The following is a 14,045-nucleotide window of genomic DNA, read 5'->3' as shown; positions in this document are numbered from 1 at the left end:
TCGATCGCCCGGGCCGCTTCGCCGGGATCCTCGTGCTCCCGAACCCCTGACCCAGCGCGCGATCCGCATCGGTCGCCGGGGTCGGTGCCGGAGCCCCTTCCAACTCGGCCTGCGCATAGGCCCACTAGGCGTTCGCACCACGGTTGGCTCCACGTCGGCGAGTTCGAAGGAGTGCGCCAGCCGCAACCGAGCTGGGGAGACACCCAGTCCAGTCGGACTGCGGTGCAAGACTCCAGGCATGCCTCCCTGGCCCCCGATCACACGCGATGATCTGAGGGAAGCGGCTGGTCGCGGTGGCTTCAACACCACCTTCCCGTTACTCGTTCGACGGCTCATCGAGCGGGATACCGCCACAGACGGGTAGGGCAAGCCCTCCGCGGCGGCGGGCTCACCCCATGGTTCGTGCGGCGCGCGCTCGCCAGGCTGGCGTTGATGGCACAGCAGCCGGAACGGCAGGTAGCGGGCGCAGCGGGGTACGCGCGTCCAGCGCACGGCCAACCGGTGTTCGACTCGAACCTCGGGAGGTACCCCTGTGGCGCCGAAACTGGAACGACGAGATGAACCGTCGACGGCCGTCTTGACCGGCGGAGGCTCGGCGGTCACCGGCCGTAGACCGCGTGTGATCGGCGTGGACGTTGCGCGAGGACTCGCGTTGATCGGGATGATGGCGACCCACGCGTTCGGGACGCTCGCCGACGATGGCGCCCCGACCGTGGCGCAGTTCGTTGCCGGTGGGCGAGCGGCCACGACGTTCGTCCTGGTCGCCGGGGTGAGCCTGGCGTTCCTGTCCGGCGGGAGCAAAGGCGTCCGCGGACGCGAGCGGGTCGCGGCGGCAGCAGGCCTCGCGGCCCGGGCGGCTCTGGTCGGCGCGATCGGCCTCGGTCTCGGATACCTCGCGCCCCTCAACGGGATCGACGGGATCCTGCCGTTCTACGGTCTGTTCTTCCTGCTTGCGATCCCGCTGCTCTGGTGCACGCCACTCGTTTTGATCTTCGTTGCCGCACTGGCGACCGCTGTCGGGCCGGTGCTCGTCGTGACAGCGCTTGCCAGCCGCCCCGACTTCGATTCCGCCGTAGACCCGACCTTCGGCACGCTCTTCCAGGACCCTCTCGGGCTGCTTGACCAACTGTTCCTCACCGGCGAGTACCCCGCCCTGGTCTATCTCGCCTACCTCTGCATCGGGTTGGCGATCGGGCGGCTTGACCTGCGCTCTCGCGGCCTCGCATGGTGGCTGCTGGCCGGCGGGCTCGCACTGGCCGCGACAGCCCGCGCGGTGTCCGACATCCTGCTTTACCGGATGGGCGGGCTCGACCGGCTCATCGAGGCGACCGGACTGCGCGACGACCCGGGTGCCGTCACGGCGTTGCTGTGGGAGCCCGAGCAACCGACGTCACCGTGGTACCTCGCGCTACCCACCCCGCACTCGCACACCCCGGTGGACGTCCTGCACACAGCGGGCTCGGCCGCCGCCGTGCTCGGGGCCGCCCTGCTGCTGACCCGGATCCCCGCAGTCGCTCGGGCGTTGGCGCCGATCGCCGCCGCAGGCAGCATGTCGCTCACGATGTACTCCGCGCACCTCATCCTGCTCGCGACGGGCTTTCTGGGCGACGACCCGGTGCTGCTCTTCCTCGCGATGGTCGTCGGCGCTCTGGCGCTGGCCGCGGCCTGGAGGTCGCGGTTCAAGCAAGGCCCGCTCGAGGCGCTCGTGGCGGATTCGGCCACCGCGGTACGACGGATGGCCGCGCGGGACGCCGCGTCGGGCGCAGCCTCTCGGACAACAGCCAAGATCCTCCGATCGGTTGTGTGCGTCGCGGTGCTCGCATTGACCTGCTGGGCCGGCGCCGCGTACGCCACACCACTGGACGACGAATCCGCCGACATCGCCGGCAGTGCCGCGTCGGAGGACGACGCGAAAGGCCCGGACGAGCCCGACACCCAGACACCGCCATTGGTTTCCGCGCCCGAACCGGCCCAGGAACCGGCGTCCCCGCCCGCGGTCGAACCAGCCGCAAGCGCCGACCGATACTGCGAGCTGGCGGATCAGCTGTACACCCTCGACGACGCGCACCCCGATCAGCCCGAACTGGTGGCCGAGAAGGGTGCCTCAGCGCTGAGCGAACTCCCGCAGGCCGCTCCTGCCCAGATCCGGGACGCCGTAACAACCCTCGTCGCCGACTACAGGGCGGCGGGTGTGCCGGGGGTGACCGCACCCAACGGCAGCACCCTCTCCCAGGCCGAGGCCACCGTAGACGCCTTCGAGGACGAGAACTGCTGACCGATGCTCGCCGGCCCCGGTCACTCGTCAGGACACCCGGGCCCAGCGAGCCAGCGCATAGAAGGGGATGCTGGTCAGCAGGAACGCGGCGGCCAGCAGAAGCAGGTCGTTCGCGTCGCCGAGGACGATCGTGCCGAGCGCCCCGAGCAGCGCGACCAGCACGATCGCCCGGGTGGCGTGGGTGAGGGTGTGTCAACGGCGTAGCTCGTGCCGAACACGACCTCGTCGGGACGGGGTCGCGGCCAACGCGGTGGCCTCGGTGCGAATTCGGCGCGGAAGCTGGCGGCGCTACTGAGCGACGCCTCGCAGTAGCCAGCGGGATGTTGCTACCTCGATCAGGGCTCGGGCGCCTGCTCCGTCGTCCGCCTGGATGTCCCAGCCGTCGTACTTGCGCGCGAAGGCGTCGACGATGTGTTTGGGGAAGCCTGTTGCCCGCACCATCGCCCGACCCTCCGCAACGACAGGCACACGGCCATCCTCCAGCGCCAGGGACACCGCCGCGCGCAGCCGACAGTTCCGGGCCTTCACCGAGTTCGCGTTGCACCCGATCCACCACGTGCCGCCCTCGAACACGAACCACACGGGGGTCACGTGTGGCGTCCCGTCCGCACGCACCGTCGCCAGCCAGGCGATCGACTCGCCGGTGAGCCGGCGCTCGATCTCCGGTTCGAAGGTGGTCATCGCGTCATCCTCCGTGACTCTCGCACCGGCGGGGGTTGAGGGGGACGTCGCGCACCACCGCGACCTTTTGGAAGCGGATCGAGAAGCACTGGGGCGAGCGTCGGATCGGATAGCCGCCAGTTCCTGCCCGTGCAGCGGCGGGCAGGCGTCCCGCGTCGTGACCAGTTGCACGGCATCCTCGGTCAGCTCCTGCGGGACTAGCGTCAGCCAGGGCGGCTGCTCATTGAGTGAGCTCGCCATCATGAGCAACACTGTGCAGGTCGCGGTGCTCGACTGCGGCCGTGTCCGGAGGCCGTGCGGGGCCAGCGGGCAGTGCGCGGGGCGGATCGCCCTGCGTCCGCCACGCGCCCACCAGGCGCGGTACGACCTCGGCTCCGACCGTCGCCGTCCCGGCCCAGCCGAGGACGACCAGCCAGGAGAGCGGGTCGAGCGGTCTACAGCCGAAGAACCGGCTCACCCCGGGCGTCTGTACGACGGCGGCGAGCGCAGCGAGCGATCCGGCGGCGGTCATCACGACCAGCGGGCTGCGCCGCCCGGCCCACGCGGTCTGGCCGAGCTGGCTGGCGATCAGTGCGGCCAACCCCATCGTGCTGGCCCGGGCGGTGGTGCCGGTGACCCGGCCGACGGCCCACGCTCCGCCGGCCCCGGCCGCCGTCGCCGCGCCGCGCACGAGCACCATCTGCCGGACCGAGTGGGTGAAGCCGCGGTGCGGGCCGGCGAGCAGGACGTCCCTGAGCGGATGTGCGGCCAGCGGCCCGTCGTCCTCACCGCCGGCGGCTGCGCGACGAGGCGCGGCCACCGCGACTGCCAGCGCCGGGAACATGTCCGTGAGCATGTTGACCAGCAGCAGCTGCCGGGTCGTGAGCGGGGACCGCCCTCCGAACGCGGTGCCGAGGACCGTGAACGCGATCTCTCCGGCGTTACCGCCGACGAGCACCGACACCGCGTCGCGCACCCTCGCCCACATGGCCCGCCCTTCGGCGATGGCGTCGACCAGGCGGGTCAGGTCGATGTCGGTGAGCACCACGTCCGCGGCCTTGCGCGCGGCCGGCGACTCGGTACTCGTCACCGCGACGCCGACGTCGGCCAGCCGGATCGCGGCCGCGTCGTTGATCCCGTCACCGGTCATCGCGAGTGTGGCCCCGGCCCGCCGCAGCGCCGCCACCAGCGTGACCTTCTGCTCCGGCGACAGCCGGGCGAAGACGGCCGCACCGCGCACCAGCTCGGTCCGTTCGGCCTCGGAGGCCCGGGCGAGCTGGGCGCCGGTCACGACGCGCTCGGCATCGGGAACGCCGGCCTGGGCTGCGATCGCGCTCGCCGTCTCCGGGTGGTCCCCGGTCGCGACCAGCACCCGGACTCCGGCAGCGCGCAACTGCTCCACAGCCGCAACCGTCGACCCGCGGACGGTGTCGGCGAGGGCGACGAACCCGCGCAGCCGCAGCTTGCGCGCCGCTTCGTCGAGGTCGTCCGGGCACCGACCGATCTCACGGTCGGCCACCGCCAGCACCCGCAACCCCTCTGCGGCGAGCTCCGTGGCCCGCTTCCGAGCGGCACCCACTCGGCCGCAGCGCCGCAGCACGACCTCCGGGGCACCCTTCACGACGAGCCGCCCGTCCCGCACGGCGGCGGAGAAGGCGCGCCCGGTTGCGAACGAGAGGGCCCGGTCCGGCTCGCCCGCCGCCCGCATCCCGCGTTCCGACGCCGCCTCCAGCACCGCTCGGTCCGTCTCGTGCGCCTGGTCGTCTCCGCTGCCGACGGCCGCGGCGGCGAGCCCGAGCAGCTCGTCCTCGCCGATCGCGTCGTCGAGTTCGGCCGGCACCAAGCGGACCACGCGCAACCGGTTCTCGGTCAGCGTTCCGGTCTTGTCGAAGCACACGGTGTCCACCCGGCCGAGGGCCTCCAGCACCCGGGCGCTCCGCACGACCGCGCCGCGGCCGGACAGCCGACGCGCGGCAGCCAACTGCGCGACGGTCGCCACGAGTGGCAGTCCCTCGGGCACCGCGGCGACCGCGATGGCCACGCCGGCCCCGATCGCCTCGCGCAGCGGACGACCCCACAGCACGCCGAGCGCGGCCACGACGGCGCCCCCGGCGAGGGTCACCGGCAGCACGGCCCTGGTGAGCTCACCGAGCCGCGCCTGCACGCCGACCGCGGGTGGCGCCGTTCCGGCCGCGGTGGCGGCCCGCCCGGCCTGCGTCGCCTCCCCGGTCGCCACCACGACGGCCCGCCCGGTGCCGGCGACCACTGTCGTTCCGTCGAAGAGCATGCACGTGCGGTCCGCGACGTCGGCCCCCGGCGTGGCCGTGGACGACTTGGCGACCGAGAGCGACTCGCCGGTCAAGCTGGACTCGTCGACCTCCAGATCGGATGCCTCCAGCAGCCGGGCGTCGGCGGCTACCACGTCCCCGGCTTCGACGAGGATGACGTCCCCGATCCGCAGGTCACCGCTGGGGACGTCCTCGCGGCCCCCGTCGCCCTCCCGGTGGGCGACCGTCTCCTGCTGCAGCAGCAGGGACTCGAGCGCCGTCTCCGTGCGCAGCCGCTGCAGGCTGCTGATCAGCGCATTGCCGGCCATCACCCCACCGACGAGCACGGCGTCGGTGAACTCGCCCAGGATCGCAGTGGCCCCGGCCCCCGTACCGAGGATCGGCGTGAGCGGGTCGGACAGCTCGGCCGTGACCGTGCGGGCGAAGCGGACGGGCCATCCGACGGGCCAGTGGGCGACGGGGAGCGTGGACACGAACGGCCACGGCGGGTGCTGCACCTCGTCGGGTTCCGGGCGCCCATCGGCGATCCGGCGGAGGACCTGCTCGGGTTCGAGGGCATGCCAGGGCGTGTGCACGGTCGCCGGGGGCGGGGGCTGGGCGTCGAGCCGCAGCGCAGCCCACGTCCCGTGCGCCATCATCACGACGGTCGCGATCTTGCCCGGCGTGGGGGCTTCCTTCTGTCCGCGGCGCGGATCGCCGACCGCGGCGAGCAGCGTTCCGAGCACGTTGCCCGTGATCGCCCCGCTCACGGCCCGGCGGCTGATGTCGCGGGCCACCTCGGTTGCGGCGACGATGCGGCACGCGTCCACGAGACCGGCCCCGGTCACCAGGTCCGCAGCCCACGCAGGGGCGCACTCGGGCCGGACCGGCGCGACGGCGACGTCGGCCGCCATCAGCGCCGGACCGTCCACTGCGGACACGACGAGTACGCCCCGACCGTCCGTCTGCATCCGGCGCACGGTCGCCAGCAGCGGCTCGTCCGCGGGCGCGACCTCGTCGGCGAGGCCGGTGAGCTCGCGCGTCCCGACGTGCTCGGTGAGCACGAGGCGGTGGCCGGCACCGGTCGCCGCCTTGAGCAGCGCCTCCGCACGCGGATCGAGCTCCGCCGCGATCACCGCCGTCCCGACCCGCCGGTCGCCGTCGAGCACCGCCCTGACCTCGCCACCGGGCGCGTCCGGCGACTCCTCCGGCGGGCCCAACCAGGTCCTGTCCCCGCGGTCGGGGCTGTCGAGCTGCCGTGCCGCCGCGGTCCAGATCGTCTGGTCGTCCCAGCCCTCGACCTCGGAGCTCGCCTTGGCCACGATCGGTGGGCCGGTGCAGAGTGCGTCGCTGTCCACGACGACAGCGTCGATCCGGTCCAGGCGGCGGTACGCCGAGCCGTCCATCGGCAGCACGTCGCGCCGACACATCAGCAGGTCGAGCACCGACGCGAACGACTCCCGCCCCAGCATCGCCGTCCTGGGGGTCAGGGCCTTGAGCAGATCAGCGGACCGCCCCGGCGCGCGGGTCAGGGCGAGCACGCCCACCGCGGCTGCGAGCGACGTCGGGCCGAGCCGGGAGTGGTACGACTCGACCGGTCCGGGCGGCAGCGGGACCGGTCGCTCCCCCGGCGGCGCGATCGGATCGGGCTCGTCGGCCGGGTGGGGTCGGCACAGCTCCGGCTCCAGGCGGCGCCAGACGTCGCGGCGCGCGTACATCTCCATCGCCCGCTCGATGGCCGCGACGGCGTTGAGCGCCGGGACGGTCGGGCTCTGGGTGAGCGCGTGGAGCAGGGCGCTCGCGCCGGTGAACGCGAGGTCGGTTCCGACCGGCCCGATCCGCTCCGTGATGCGGCTCGAGATCCAGCGCTGCGAGTCGAGCAGGGCGAGCACCAGGGTCGCGTGCCGGGTCAGCGCGGGCACCGGGAGGACCTTGCCCGCGAAGGCCACACCGATCGCCGCCGTGTCGATGGCCGCTGCGACGAGCGCGGCCAGCAGGGGTTCGAGGTCGCCCGGGTGCTCGTCGTGGCGCGGGAAGACCGGCCGCCCCCCGCGCGCCTGCTCGATCGAGCTGACCACGCCGACGACGTCCTCCACCCGGACCCGCCGCTGGTCGAACGCGACGAGGACGCGACCGACCACGTCGTTGACGGTCGCCCACTCCACGCCCTCCAGCCGCTCGAGCCGCCGCCGCAGGGTGCGGCGGACCTCCGGGTCATCCGCGACGGCCGGCTCGGCGAGCTCGACGTGTGCGTGGCCGCCGTCGACCCAGACCCGGCGGTGGTGTCGTTCCTCCGCCGGTTCGAAAATGCCTCGGGCGGCCTCCGCCATCCGTTCCAGCCCGCCTTCGGCCAGCGGGTCCGTCCCCGTCACCGCGGTGCCGGCGAACCGGACCGTCTCGACCGCCGCGCGCCGCGCAAGCCCCAACGAACCACCGGCCACGGCAGCGGTCGCGCTGGTGGTGGCGCGGGTGGCGCGGACCCCGACCTTGGCCGTGCCGGCCACCAGGCCCGCCGTCAACCCGACACCGGTCGCGGTGACGGTGAACGCCACCCCCGCCGTCGAGCGGGCAACATCGGTGAGACGGGGTAGGGCCACCGGAACTCCTTGCGCGGACGGCATCCGTAGCGCCCGTTTACCCCGTCCCGAGACGCGCATCCCGGGTCGCGACCCGTCAACTCGCTCGCGAACGGGTCATACGCAACCGGTCCCCTCCTGGAGACAAGACCACCAGGCAGGAGATCCCCTGATCCACATGGTTTGAAATCCGGGCCGTTCGGGCACAACCCGAACCATCCATGGATCGGGCCCAGCGAGGTGAGCAGTGGCCGGGAAGACGAGGAACGCAGACACGCGCACCGGCGGCACTGCGACGCCGGCTGACGAGCAGGCAGGCCGCAAAGCCGAGGCGAGCGCGGACAGCACGCCGGCCGAGGAGATCCGCCCGGAGCGCCCCGCGGAGGGACCTTTCGAAGGGCATCGTTCAGCGACGGTCAACCTCCCCTTCGTGACGGCGCAGTTCCGCATGCCGGACCTGCGCACCCCCACGCGCCAGGATCTCCAGGCCGCCGCTCGCGGAGTCCGATCTTTGCTGCCCACGCAACCGCCTTCGCGCAAGTCGATGCTGTTCTACGGGGGGCTGGCCGCGACCGCGGCCGTTGGAGTGATCGAGTGGCCGGTGGCCACCGCCATCGGTATCGGCAGCGCACTGGCGAGCCGAGGCGCTGCCGACCCGACACCGCCCGCCCAGAAGCCGCCGGCAGACGCTCCTCGGGACACGTGATCTGACCATCGAGACGGGATCGCTGCGCCTGGGCAGGTAGCCCTGGCGTCCGGCTGCGCCCCGCGGGAACCGGGACGCGTCCGTCCGGGTCCGCCGCGGACCGTCACGATGACCGTCCCCCTCCGTCGGCACCCGGACGGGTCTGCTGCGGAGCCGGTTTGACGTTGAGGAAGAACCGGTCGCCGTAGTTGTCGATTCCCCAGCCGACGGCCTGCTCCACGGCCCGCTGCGACCGGTCGTCCCGGCGGATCAGCGGGTCGTGCCGCAGGTCCCTCGTGAGCGCCACGCACAGCAGGATCATGACCAGCCCGAACGGCACGGCCATGATGATCGTGAGGTTCTGGATGCCGCTGAGCGCATCGTCCCCTCCGACCATCAGCATGATGGCGGCAATCGCTCCCATCACCACGCCCCAGAACACGACGACACCGCGCGAGGGGTGGATCGAGCCGCGCTCGGAGAGCGTGCCCATCACGACCGAGGCCGCGTCGGCGCCCGAGACGAAGAAGATCGCGATCAGGACCATCGCCACGACGCCGAGCACGGCACCGAGCGGGTAGGCCCCGAGCACCCCGAACAGCTGGGCCTCCGCCGACTGCGAGGCCAGGTCGGTCCCGGTGCGCTGGAGGGTCAACGCCGCTCCACCGAAGATCGCGAACCAGACCAGGCTGACGAGGCTCGGCACGAGGATGACCCCCGCGACGAACGACTTGATCGTGCGACCGCGGCTGATCCGGGCGATGAACATCCCGACGAACGGGGTCCAGGAGATCCACCAGGCCCAGTAGAAGACCGTCCACCCCGACAGCCAGGCCTCGGTCGCGTCCCCGCCGGTGGCGCCGGTGCGGGAGGCCATCGCCGCGAGGTCACCGAAGTAGTCGCCGATCGCGGTCGGCAGCAGGTTGAGGATGAGGATCGTCGGTCCGGCGACGAACACGAAGGCCGCGAGTACCACCGCCAGCACCATGTTGATGTTCGACAACCACTGGATGCCCTTGGCGACACCGCTCACCGCGGAGGCCACGAACGCGATCGTGAGCACGACGATGATGACCACGAGCAACGCGGTCGGGGCCTCGTCCAGGAAGCCGCCTGCCTGCAGGCCGCCGCCGATCTGCAGCGCACCCAGGCCGAGCGACGCCGCCGATCCGAAGAGCGTCGCGAAGATCGCCATCACGTCGATCGCCCGGCCGATCGGGCCCTCGCAGCGCCTGGCGCCGAGCAGCGGCTCGAAGGCCGAGCTGATCAGGGATCGGCGGCGCCTGCGGAAGGTGCTGTAGGCGATGGCGAGCCCGACGACGGCGTAGATCGCCCACGGGTGCAGGGTCCAGTGGAACAAGGTGGTGGCCATCGCCACGTCGAACGCCGCGTCGGTGCCGGCGGCCGCCGTGCCCGGCGGAGGGTCCGAGAAGTGCGCGAGCGGCTCGGCGACGCCGTAGAACATCAGCCCGATGCCCATCCCGGCGCTGAACATCATCGCGATCCAGGAGACCGTGCGGAACTCCGGTGCCTCACCGTCGCGGCCCAGCGGGATCCGGCCGTACCGGCTGACCGCGAGCCACAGGGCGAACACGACGAACCCGCTCGCGGCGAGCACGAACGCCCATCCCCCGGCCCGCATCACACCGCTGAGCACCGCGGACATCACGGCGCTCATGGACTCGGTGCGCAGGAGCCCCCACGCGATGAACGCCACGACCAGCACCGCCGACGATCCGAAGACCCATCTGTCCACGCCGGTCCGCCCGTCGGGGGCGACGTGCGGAATGTCGTCGGGGATCTCGCTCGAGTCGGATGGAACCTGTAGGACCATGTCGCGTCGACCCTTCCTCTTCGGTTGGGCCCTCCTCGTCGAGGGCGGGCCGTGGTGGGTGTCGAGCTCGCTCGGTAGGCCGGTCGGGACGAACGTCGCTCACATGGCGAGCTGCTCCGTGACCCAGGTGTGGAAGGCACCGATGTGGTGCTCGCTGGGCACCAGGACCCCACCCTGGGCGTACGCCTTCGACGTGGCGGCGAGCTGGCAGCGCTCGCAGGCGTCGAAGTCCTGCTGGTTGACCCGGTGGAACAGCTCGACCGAACGGTCCAGGTCCTGGCCGCTGCGCACGACCTCGGGCAGGTAGAGCCAGTCGCACTCGACGACGGTGCGGTCCGGGCCCACCGGGTACATCCTGTGGAAGATCACGTGGTCCGGGACGAGGTTGATGAACACCTGCGGGTTCACCGTGATCGCGTAGTACTTCCGGTCGTGGCCGTCCACGACACCGGGGATCACCGTCACACCGGCGCTCCCGTCGACGGTGAACCCCTCCGCCTCCTCGGCGAACGCCGCCCCGTGCCCGACGAAGTACTGCGCGGCGAACCCGTCGGCGAACTCCGGCAGCACCTCCGTCAGCTCGGGGTGGATGGTCGCGCAGTGGTAGCACTCCATGAAGTTCTCGATGATCAGCTTCCAGTTGGCGCGCACGTCGTAGCTGATCCGGCGCCCGACCTCGAGGTTCTCGATGTCCCAGCCCTCGATGATCCCCGTGCCTCCGAGCCGTTCGGTGACGGCACCGATCACCGTGTCCTCGAACGAGGGCGGCTCGTCGGCGACGCAGACCCAGGCGTAGCCGAGCCACTCACGCACCGGAACCGGGACGAGCCCGTACGCGGTGCGATCGAGATCGGGCATCTGCGTCAGGTTCGGGGCGGCGACGAGCTTGCCGTCCAGGCCGTAGGTCCAGGCGTGGTAGCCGCACTGGATGTTCCGCCGCGCCACGCCGGACCGCTCCATGCAAACCCGGGCACCGCGATGGCGGCACACGTTCAGGAAGGCGCGCAACTGCCCGTCGCGGCCGCGGACCAGGATCACGTTCTCCCGGCCGACGTCGAGGGTGCGGAACGCACCGGGGCCGTCGAGGTCCGCGCTGCGCGCGGCGGCGATCCACCGGGCCTCGAAGATCTTCTCCTGTTCGCGCTGGAAGAGCGCGGCATCGGTGTAGGAGAGGCCCGGAAGGGTGGAGATCAGGCTAGGAGACACGTGGGTGGGAGCGGGCACGCGACACCTCTCGTGCGGGGAGTGGGATTCAGGAGAGTTCGGCGAGCGCGGGGGCGACCAGTTGCCTGCGCCACTTTCCGAAGAGCTTGGGCTGGTTCATCGCGAACACCGCGACGAGCTCGCCACGGCGGCGGTAGCCGGCGACGAAGCGCCGGGAGCCGAGGTCGCCCTCGATGATCTCGACGGCGTCGTCGGGCAGGCGGTGGCCGGCGAACTGCAGCCGTGCCCCGTACTGGTCCGACCAGAAGTAGGGCGCCGATGGCCGGGCCGCGGCGACGGGCAGTCCGAGGAGGCTCTCCACCGCCGCGGCGGGCTGCTGGATCGCGTTGGTCCAGTGCTCCTGGCGCAGGTCGACGCCCGCGTAGGGGCAGTACGAGAACGTGCAGTCCCCGGCGGCGACGACCTGCGGGATGTTGGTCGCGCCCCCGGCGTCCGTCCACACCCCGCGGTGGTCGTGGTCGACGCCCGATCCGGCGAGCCACTCGATGTTCGGCAGTGCGCCGATCCCGACCACGACCACGTCGGCGGGCTCCGAGCGGCCACCGGCCAGCCGGACCCCCTGAACCCGGTCGGTTCCCACGAGGCCGGTCACGGGGGTTCCGCTGATCAGGCGGACCCCGTTGTCCTCGTGCAGCGCCGTGCACGCCGCGCCGAGCTCGGGGCCCAGTACGCCGCCGAGCGGGAGCGGGTCCGCCTCGATCACGGTGACCTCGACGCCGAGGTCGCGCGCCGTCGAGGCCACCTCGGCCCCGATGAACCCGGCACCGATCACCACGAGCCGTCCGCCGGCCAGCAGCTCGTCCCGCAGCGCGACCGCATCGTCGAGGGAGCGGAGGGTGTGGACACCGGCGAGCCGGGCCCCGGGGAACGGCCGCGCCCGCGCGCCCGTGGCCAGCACGACGCCGTCGACCTCGATCCTCCGCCCCGAGGCCAGCACGACCGACCGGCCGCGCACATCGAGTCCGGCCGCCGGGACGCCGAGGTGCCAGTCCAGATCGAGGTCGGCGTCGGTGTCCGTCGTCAGCGCGAGGTCCTCGACACCGATCTTGCCCGCCAGGAACTCCTTCGACAGGGGCGGGCGGTCGTACGGGAGCCGCTCCTCGTCGCCGACGACGATGACCCGGCCGTCGAACCCGTGCTCGCGCAGGGCTCGCGCCGCGGCGAGACCGGCGAGGGAGCCTCCGATGACCGCGACCGCGCGCATCAGGCCGCCGCCTCCACGGACTCCGCCACGCGCACGTAGACGAGCCCGTCCGCGACGACCACCTCGTGGGTGCGCACGGGCGTCTTCGCGGGAGGCCCTGACGGCATGCCGGTGCGCAGGTCGAAGCAGGCGGCGTGCAGCGGGCACTCGACCGTGCAGCCCTCGACCCAGCCGTCGGCCAGCGATGCGTCCTGGTGCGTGCACGTGTCGTCGATGGCGAGGAACTCACCGTCCACGTTGAACACCGCGATCGGCAGCCCGGACCCGCCTCCGGCCTCGATCCGCACGGCGTCGCCGGGCGGTACGTCCTCCGGTCGACCGACGAGGATCATTTCGCCTCCGTTACGAATTTGTTTCAGATGGCGCAACAGCTCTCGCTATCAGCAACAACATGATGAGGCTGACGTCAGGCGTCGTCAAGACGCAGGAACTGCTCCGAGACGACGACGGCCGTAGAGTCGGGGCGTGATGTCCGATTCAGCGCGCCACGGCAGGGAGGCCGCCCCGTCCCAGGTCCAGTCGGTGGATCGCGCCATCGCGATCCTGTACCTGCTGGCCGAGCGGGGACGCGACGGCGCGGGCGTGACCGAGATGGCCGCTGAGCTCGGCGTCCACAAGTCGACCGCCTTCCGGCTCATCGAGGCGCTCGAGAACGGCGACCTGGTGGAGCAGCTCGAGGAGCGCGGCAAGTACCACCTGGGCCGCGGCATCGTCCGGCTGGCGGGCGCCACGACCGCCCAGCTCGAGCTGACGACGGAGAGCCGCCCGGTCTGCCGGCTGCTCGCTGCCGAGCTGGGCGAGACGGTCAACCTCGCCATCGCCGACACGGGCGAGGTCACGAACATCCTCCAGGAGTACGGCAGCTCGGCGATCAGCGGCCGCAACTGGACCGGTCAGCGCACCCCGCTGCACGCGACGGCCAGCGGCAAGGTCCTCCTGGCCTGGGCCGACGACGACACGGTGAAACAGGCCCTCGCCGGCGACCTGATCGAGTACACGCCACGCACCATCACCGACGCCGCCGCGCTCGAGGCGGAGCTGACGAGGGTCCGCACGCGGGGGTGGGCGTCGACCGCGGAGGAGCTCGAGGTCGGCCTCAACGCGGTCGCCGCGCCCGTCCACAGCTCCGCGGGCGACGTGGTCGCGGCGGTCGGCGCGTCCGGTCCGTCGTACCGGCTCACGGTCGAGTCGTTCCCCGAGGTCGCGGCGCACCTGCTCGCGGGCGCGCGCGAGATCAGCAGCCGCCTGGGCTACTTCGGCGCCACGCGCCGGTAGGCGAGCAGCAGCACCGTTTCCGACGAACGGCGCGTTCGTCGGAAC

At 72.3% G+C, this 14,045-nt stretch carries 10 protein-coding genes; 3 read left to right on the top strand and 7 right to left on the bottom strand.

Annotated elements, in window-relative coordinates; genetic code table 11:
- Positions 1-532: 532 nt before the first annotated feature.
- Positions 533-2,275, top strand: coding sequence for a heparan-alpha-glucosaminide N-acetyltransferase domain-containing protein (locus FB388_RS05860; RefSeq protein WP_211361784.1), 1,743 nt, complete (start codon positions 533-535; stop codon positions 2,273-2,275).
- Positions 2,276-2,302: 27 nt separating this feature from the next.
- Here the strand turns inward: FB388_RS05860 and FB388_RS40815 are convergent, their stop codons facing one another.
- The 3 genes from FB388_RS40815 to FB388_RS05845 all read right to left on the bottom strand — a co-directional run bounded on the left by FB388_RS40815 (position 2,303) and on the right by FB388_RS05845 (position 7,799).
- The gene (locus FB388_RS40815) at positions 2,303-2,437 is read right to left on the bottom strand and encodes a hypothetical protein (RefSeq protein WP_281290380.1); all 135 of its coding nucleotides are present in this window, start codon (positions 2,435-2,437) and stop codon (positions 2,303-2,305) included.
- Between the two features lie 126 nt (positions 2,438-2,563).
- Positions 2,564-2,956, bottom strand: coding sequence for a pyridoxamine 5'-phosphate oxidase family protein (locus FB388_RS05850; RefSeq protein WP_142097926.1), 393 nt, complete (start codon positions 2,954-2,956; stop codon positions 2,564-2,566).
- Between the two features lie 220 nt (positions 2,957-3,176).
- On the bottom strand, positions 3,177-7,799 hold the full coding sequence (locus FB388_RS05845) for an HAD-IC family P-type ATPase (protein WP_211361783.1): 4,623 nt from the start codon (positions 7,797-7,799) through the stop codon (positions 3,177-3,179).
- A 226-nt stretch (positions 7,800-8,025) separates the two neighbouring features.
- Here FB388_RS05845 and FB388_RS40210 point away from each other — a divergent pair, with 226 nt between their 5' ends.
- Complete coding sequence (locus FB388_RS40210) at positions 8,026-8,484, top strand: hypothetical protein (RefSeq protein WP_246121660.1); 459 nt, start codon at positions 8,026-8,028, stop codon at positions 8,482-8,484.
- A 103-nt stretch (positions 8,485-8,587) separates the two neighbouring features.
- On the opposite strand, the gene FB388_RS05835 is transcribed toward FB388_RS40210, so the two are convergent.
- From FB388_RS05835 to FB388_RS05820, 4 genes are all read right to left on the bottom strand, one after another.
- Entirely contained in the window at positions 8,588-10,297 is a 1,710-nt protein-coding gene (locus FB388_RS05835) for a BCCT family transporter (protein WP_142097921.1), read from the bottom strand.
- A gap of 99 nt (positions 10,298-10,396) precedes the next feature.
- Complete coding sequence (locus FB388_RS05830; RefSeq protein ID WP_142097918.1) at positions 10,397-11,521, bottom strand: aromatic ring-hydroxylating oxygenase subunit alpha; 1,125 nt, start codon at positions 11,519-11,521, stop codon at positions 10,397-10,399.
- Between the two features lie 28 nt (positions 11,522-11,549).
- Positions 11,550-12,725 (bottom strand): NAD(P)/FAD-dependent oxidoreductase, encoded by a 1,176-nt coding sequence (locus tag FB388_RS05825; RefSeq protein WP_142097915.1) that lies wholly within the window; start codon positions 12,723-12,725, stop codon positions 11,550-11,552.
- A complete protein-coding gene (locus FB388_RS05820; protein WP_142097912.1) occupies positions 12,725-13,057 on the bottom strand; it encodes a bifunctional 3-phenylpropionate/cinnamic acid dioxygenase ferredoxin subunit in 333 nt (110 codons plus the stop codon). The genes FB388_RS05825 and FB388_RS05820 overlap by 1 nt, the downstream gene beginning before the upstream one ends.
- A 136-nt stretch (positions 13,058-13,193) precedes the next feature.
- Here FB388_RS05820 and FB388_RS05815 point away from each other — a divergent pair, with 136 nt between their 5' ends.
- Complete coding sequence (locus FB388_RS05815; protein ID WP_142102631.1) at positions 13,194-14,000, top strand: IclR family transcriptional regulator; 807 nt, start codon at positions 13,194-13,196, stop codon at positions 13,998-14,000.
- Positions 14,001-14,045 lie beyond the last annotated feature (45 nt).

The sequence above is a fragment of the Pseudonocardia cypriaca genome, assembly GCF_006717045.1.
Taxonomy (GTDB): domain Bacteria; phylum Actinomycetota; class Actinomycetes; order Mycobacteriales; family Pseudonocardiaceae; genus Pseudonocardia; species Pseudonocardia cypriaca.
Note: the sequence above shows the minus strand (reverse complement) of the source record. Positions and strands in the feature narration are given on the sequence as shown.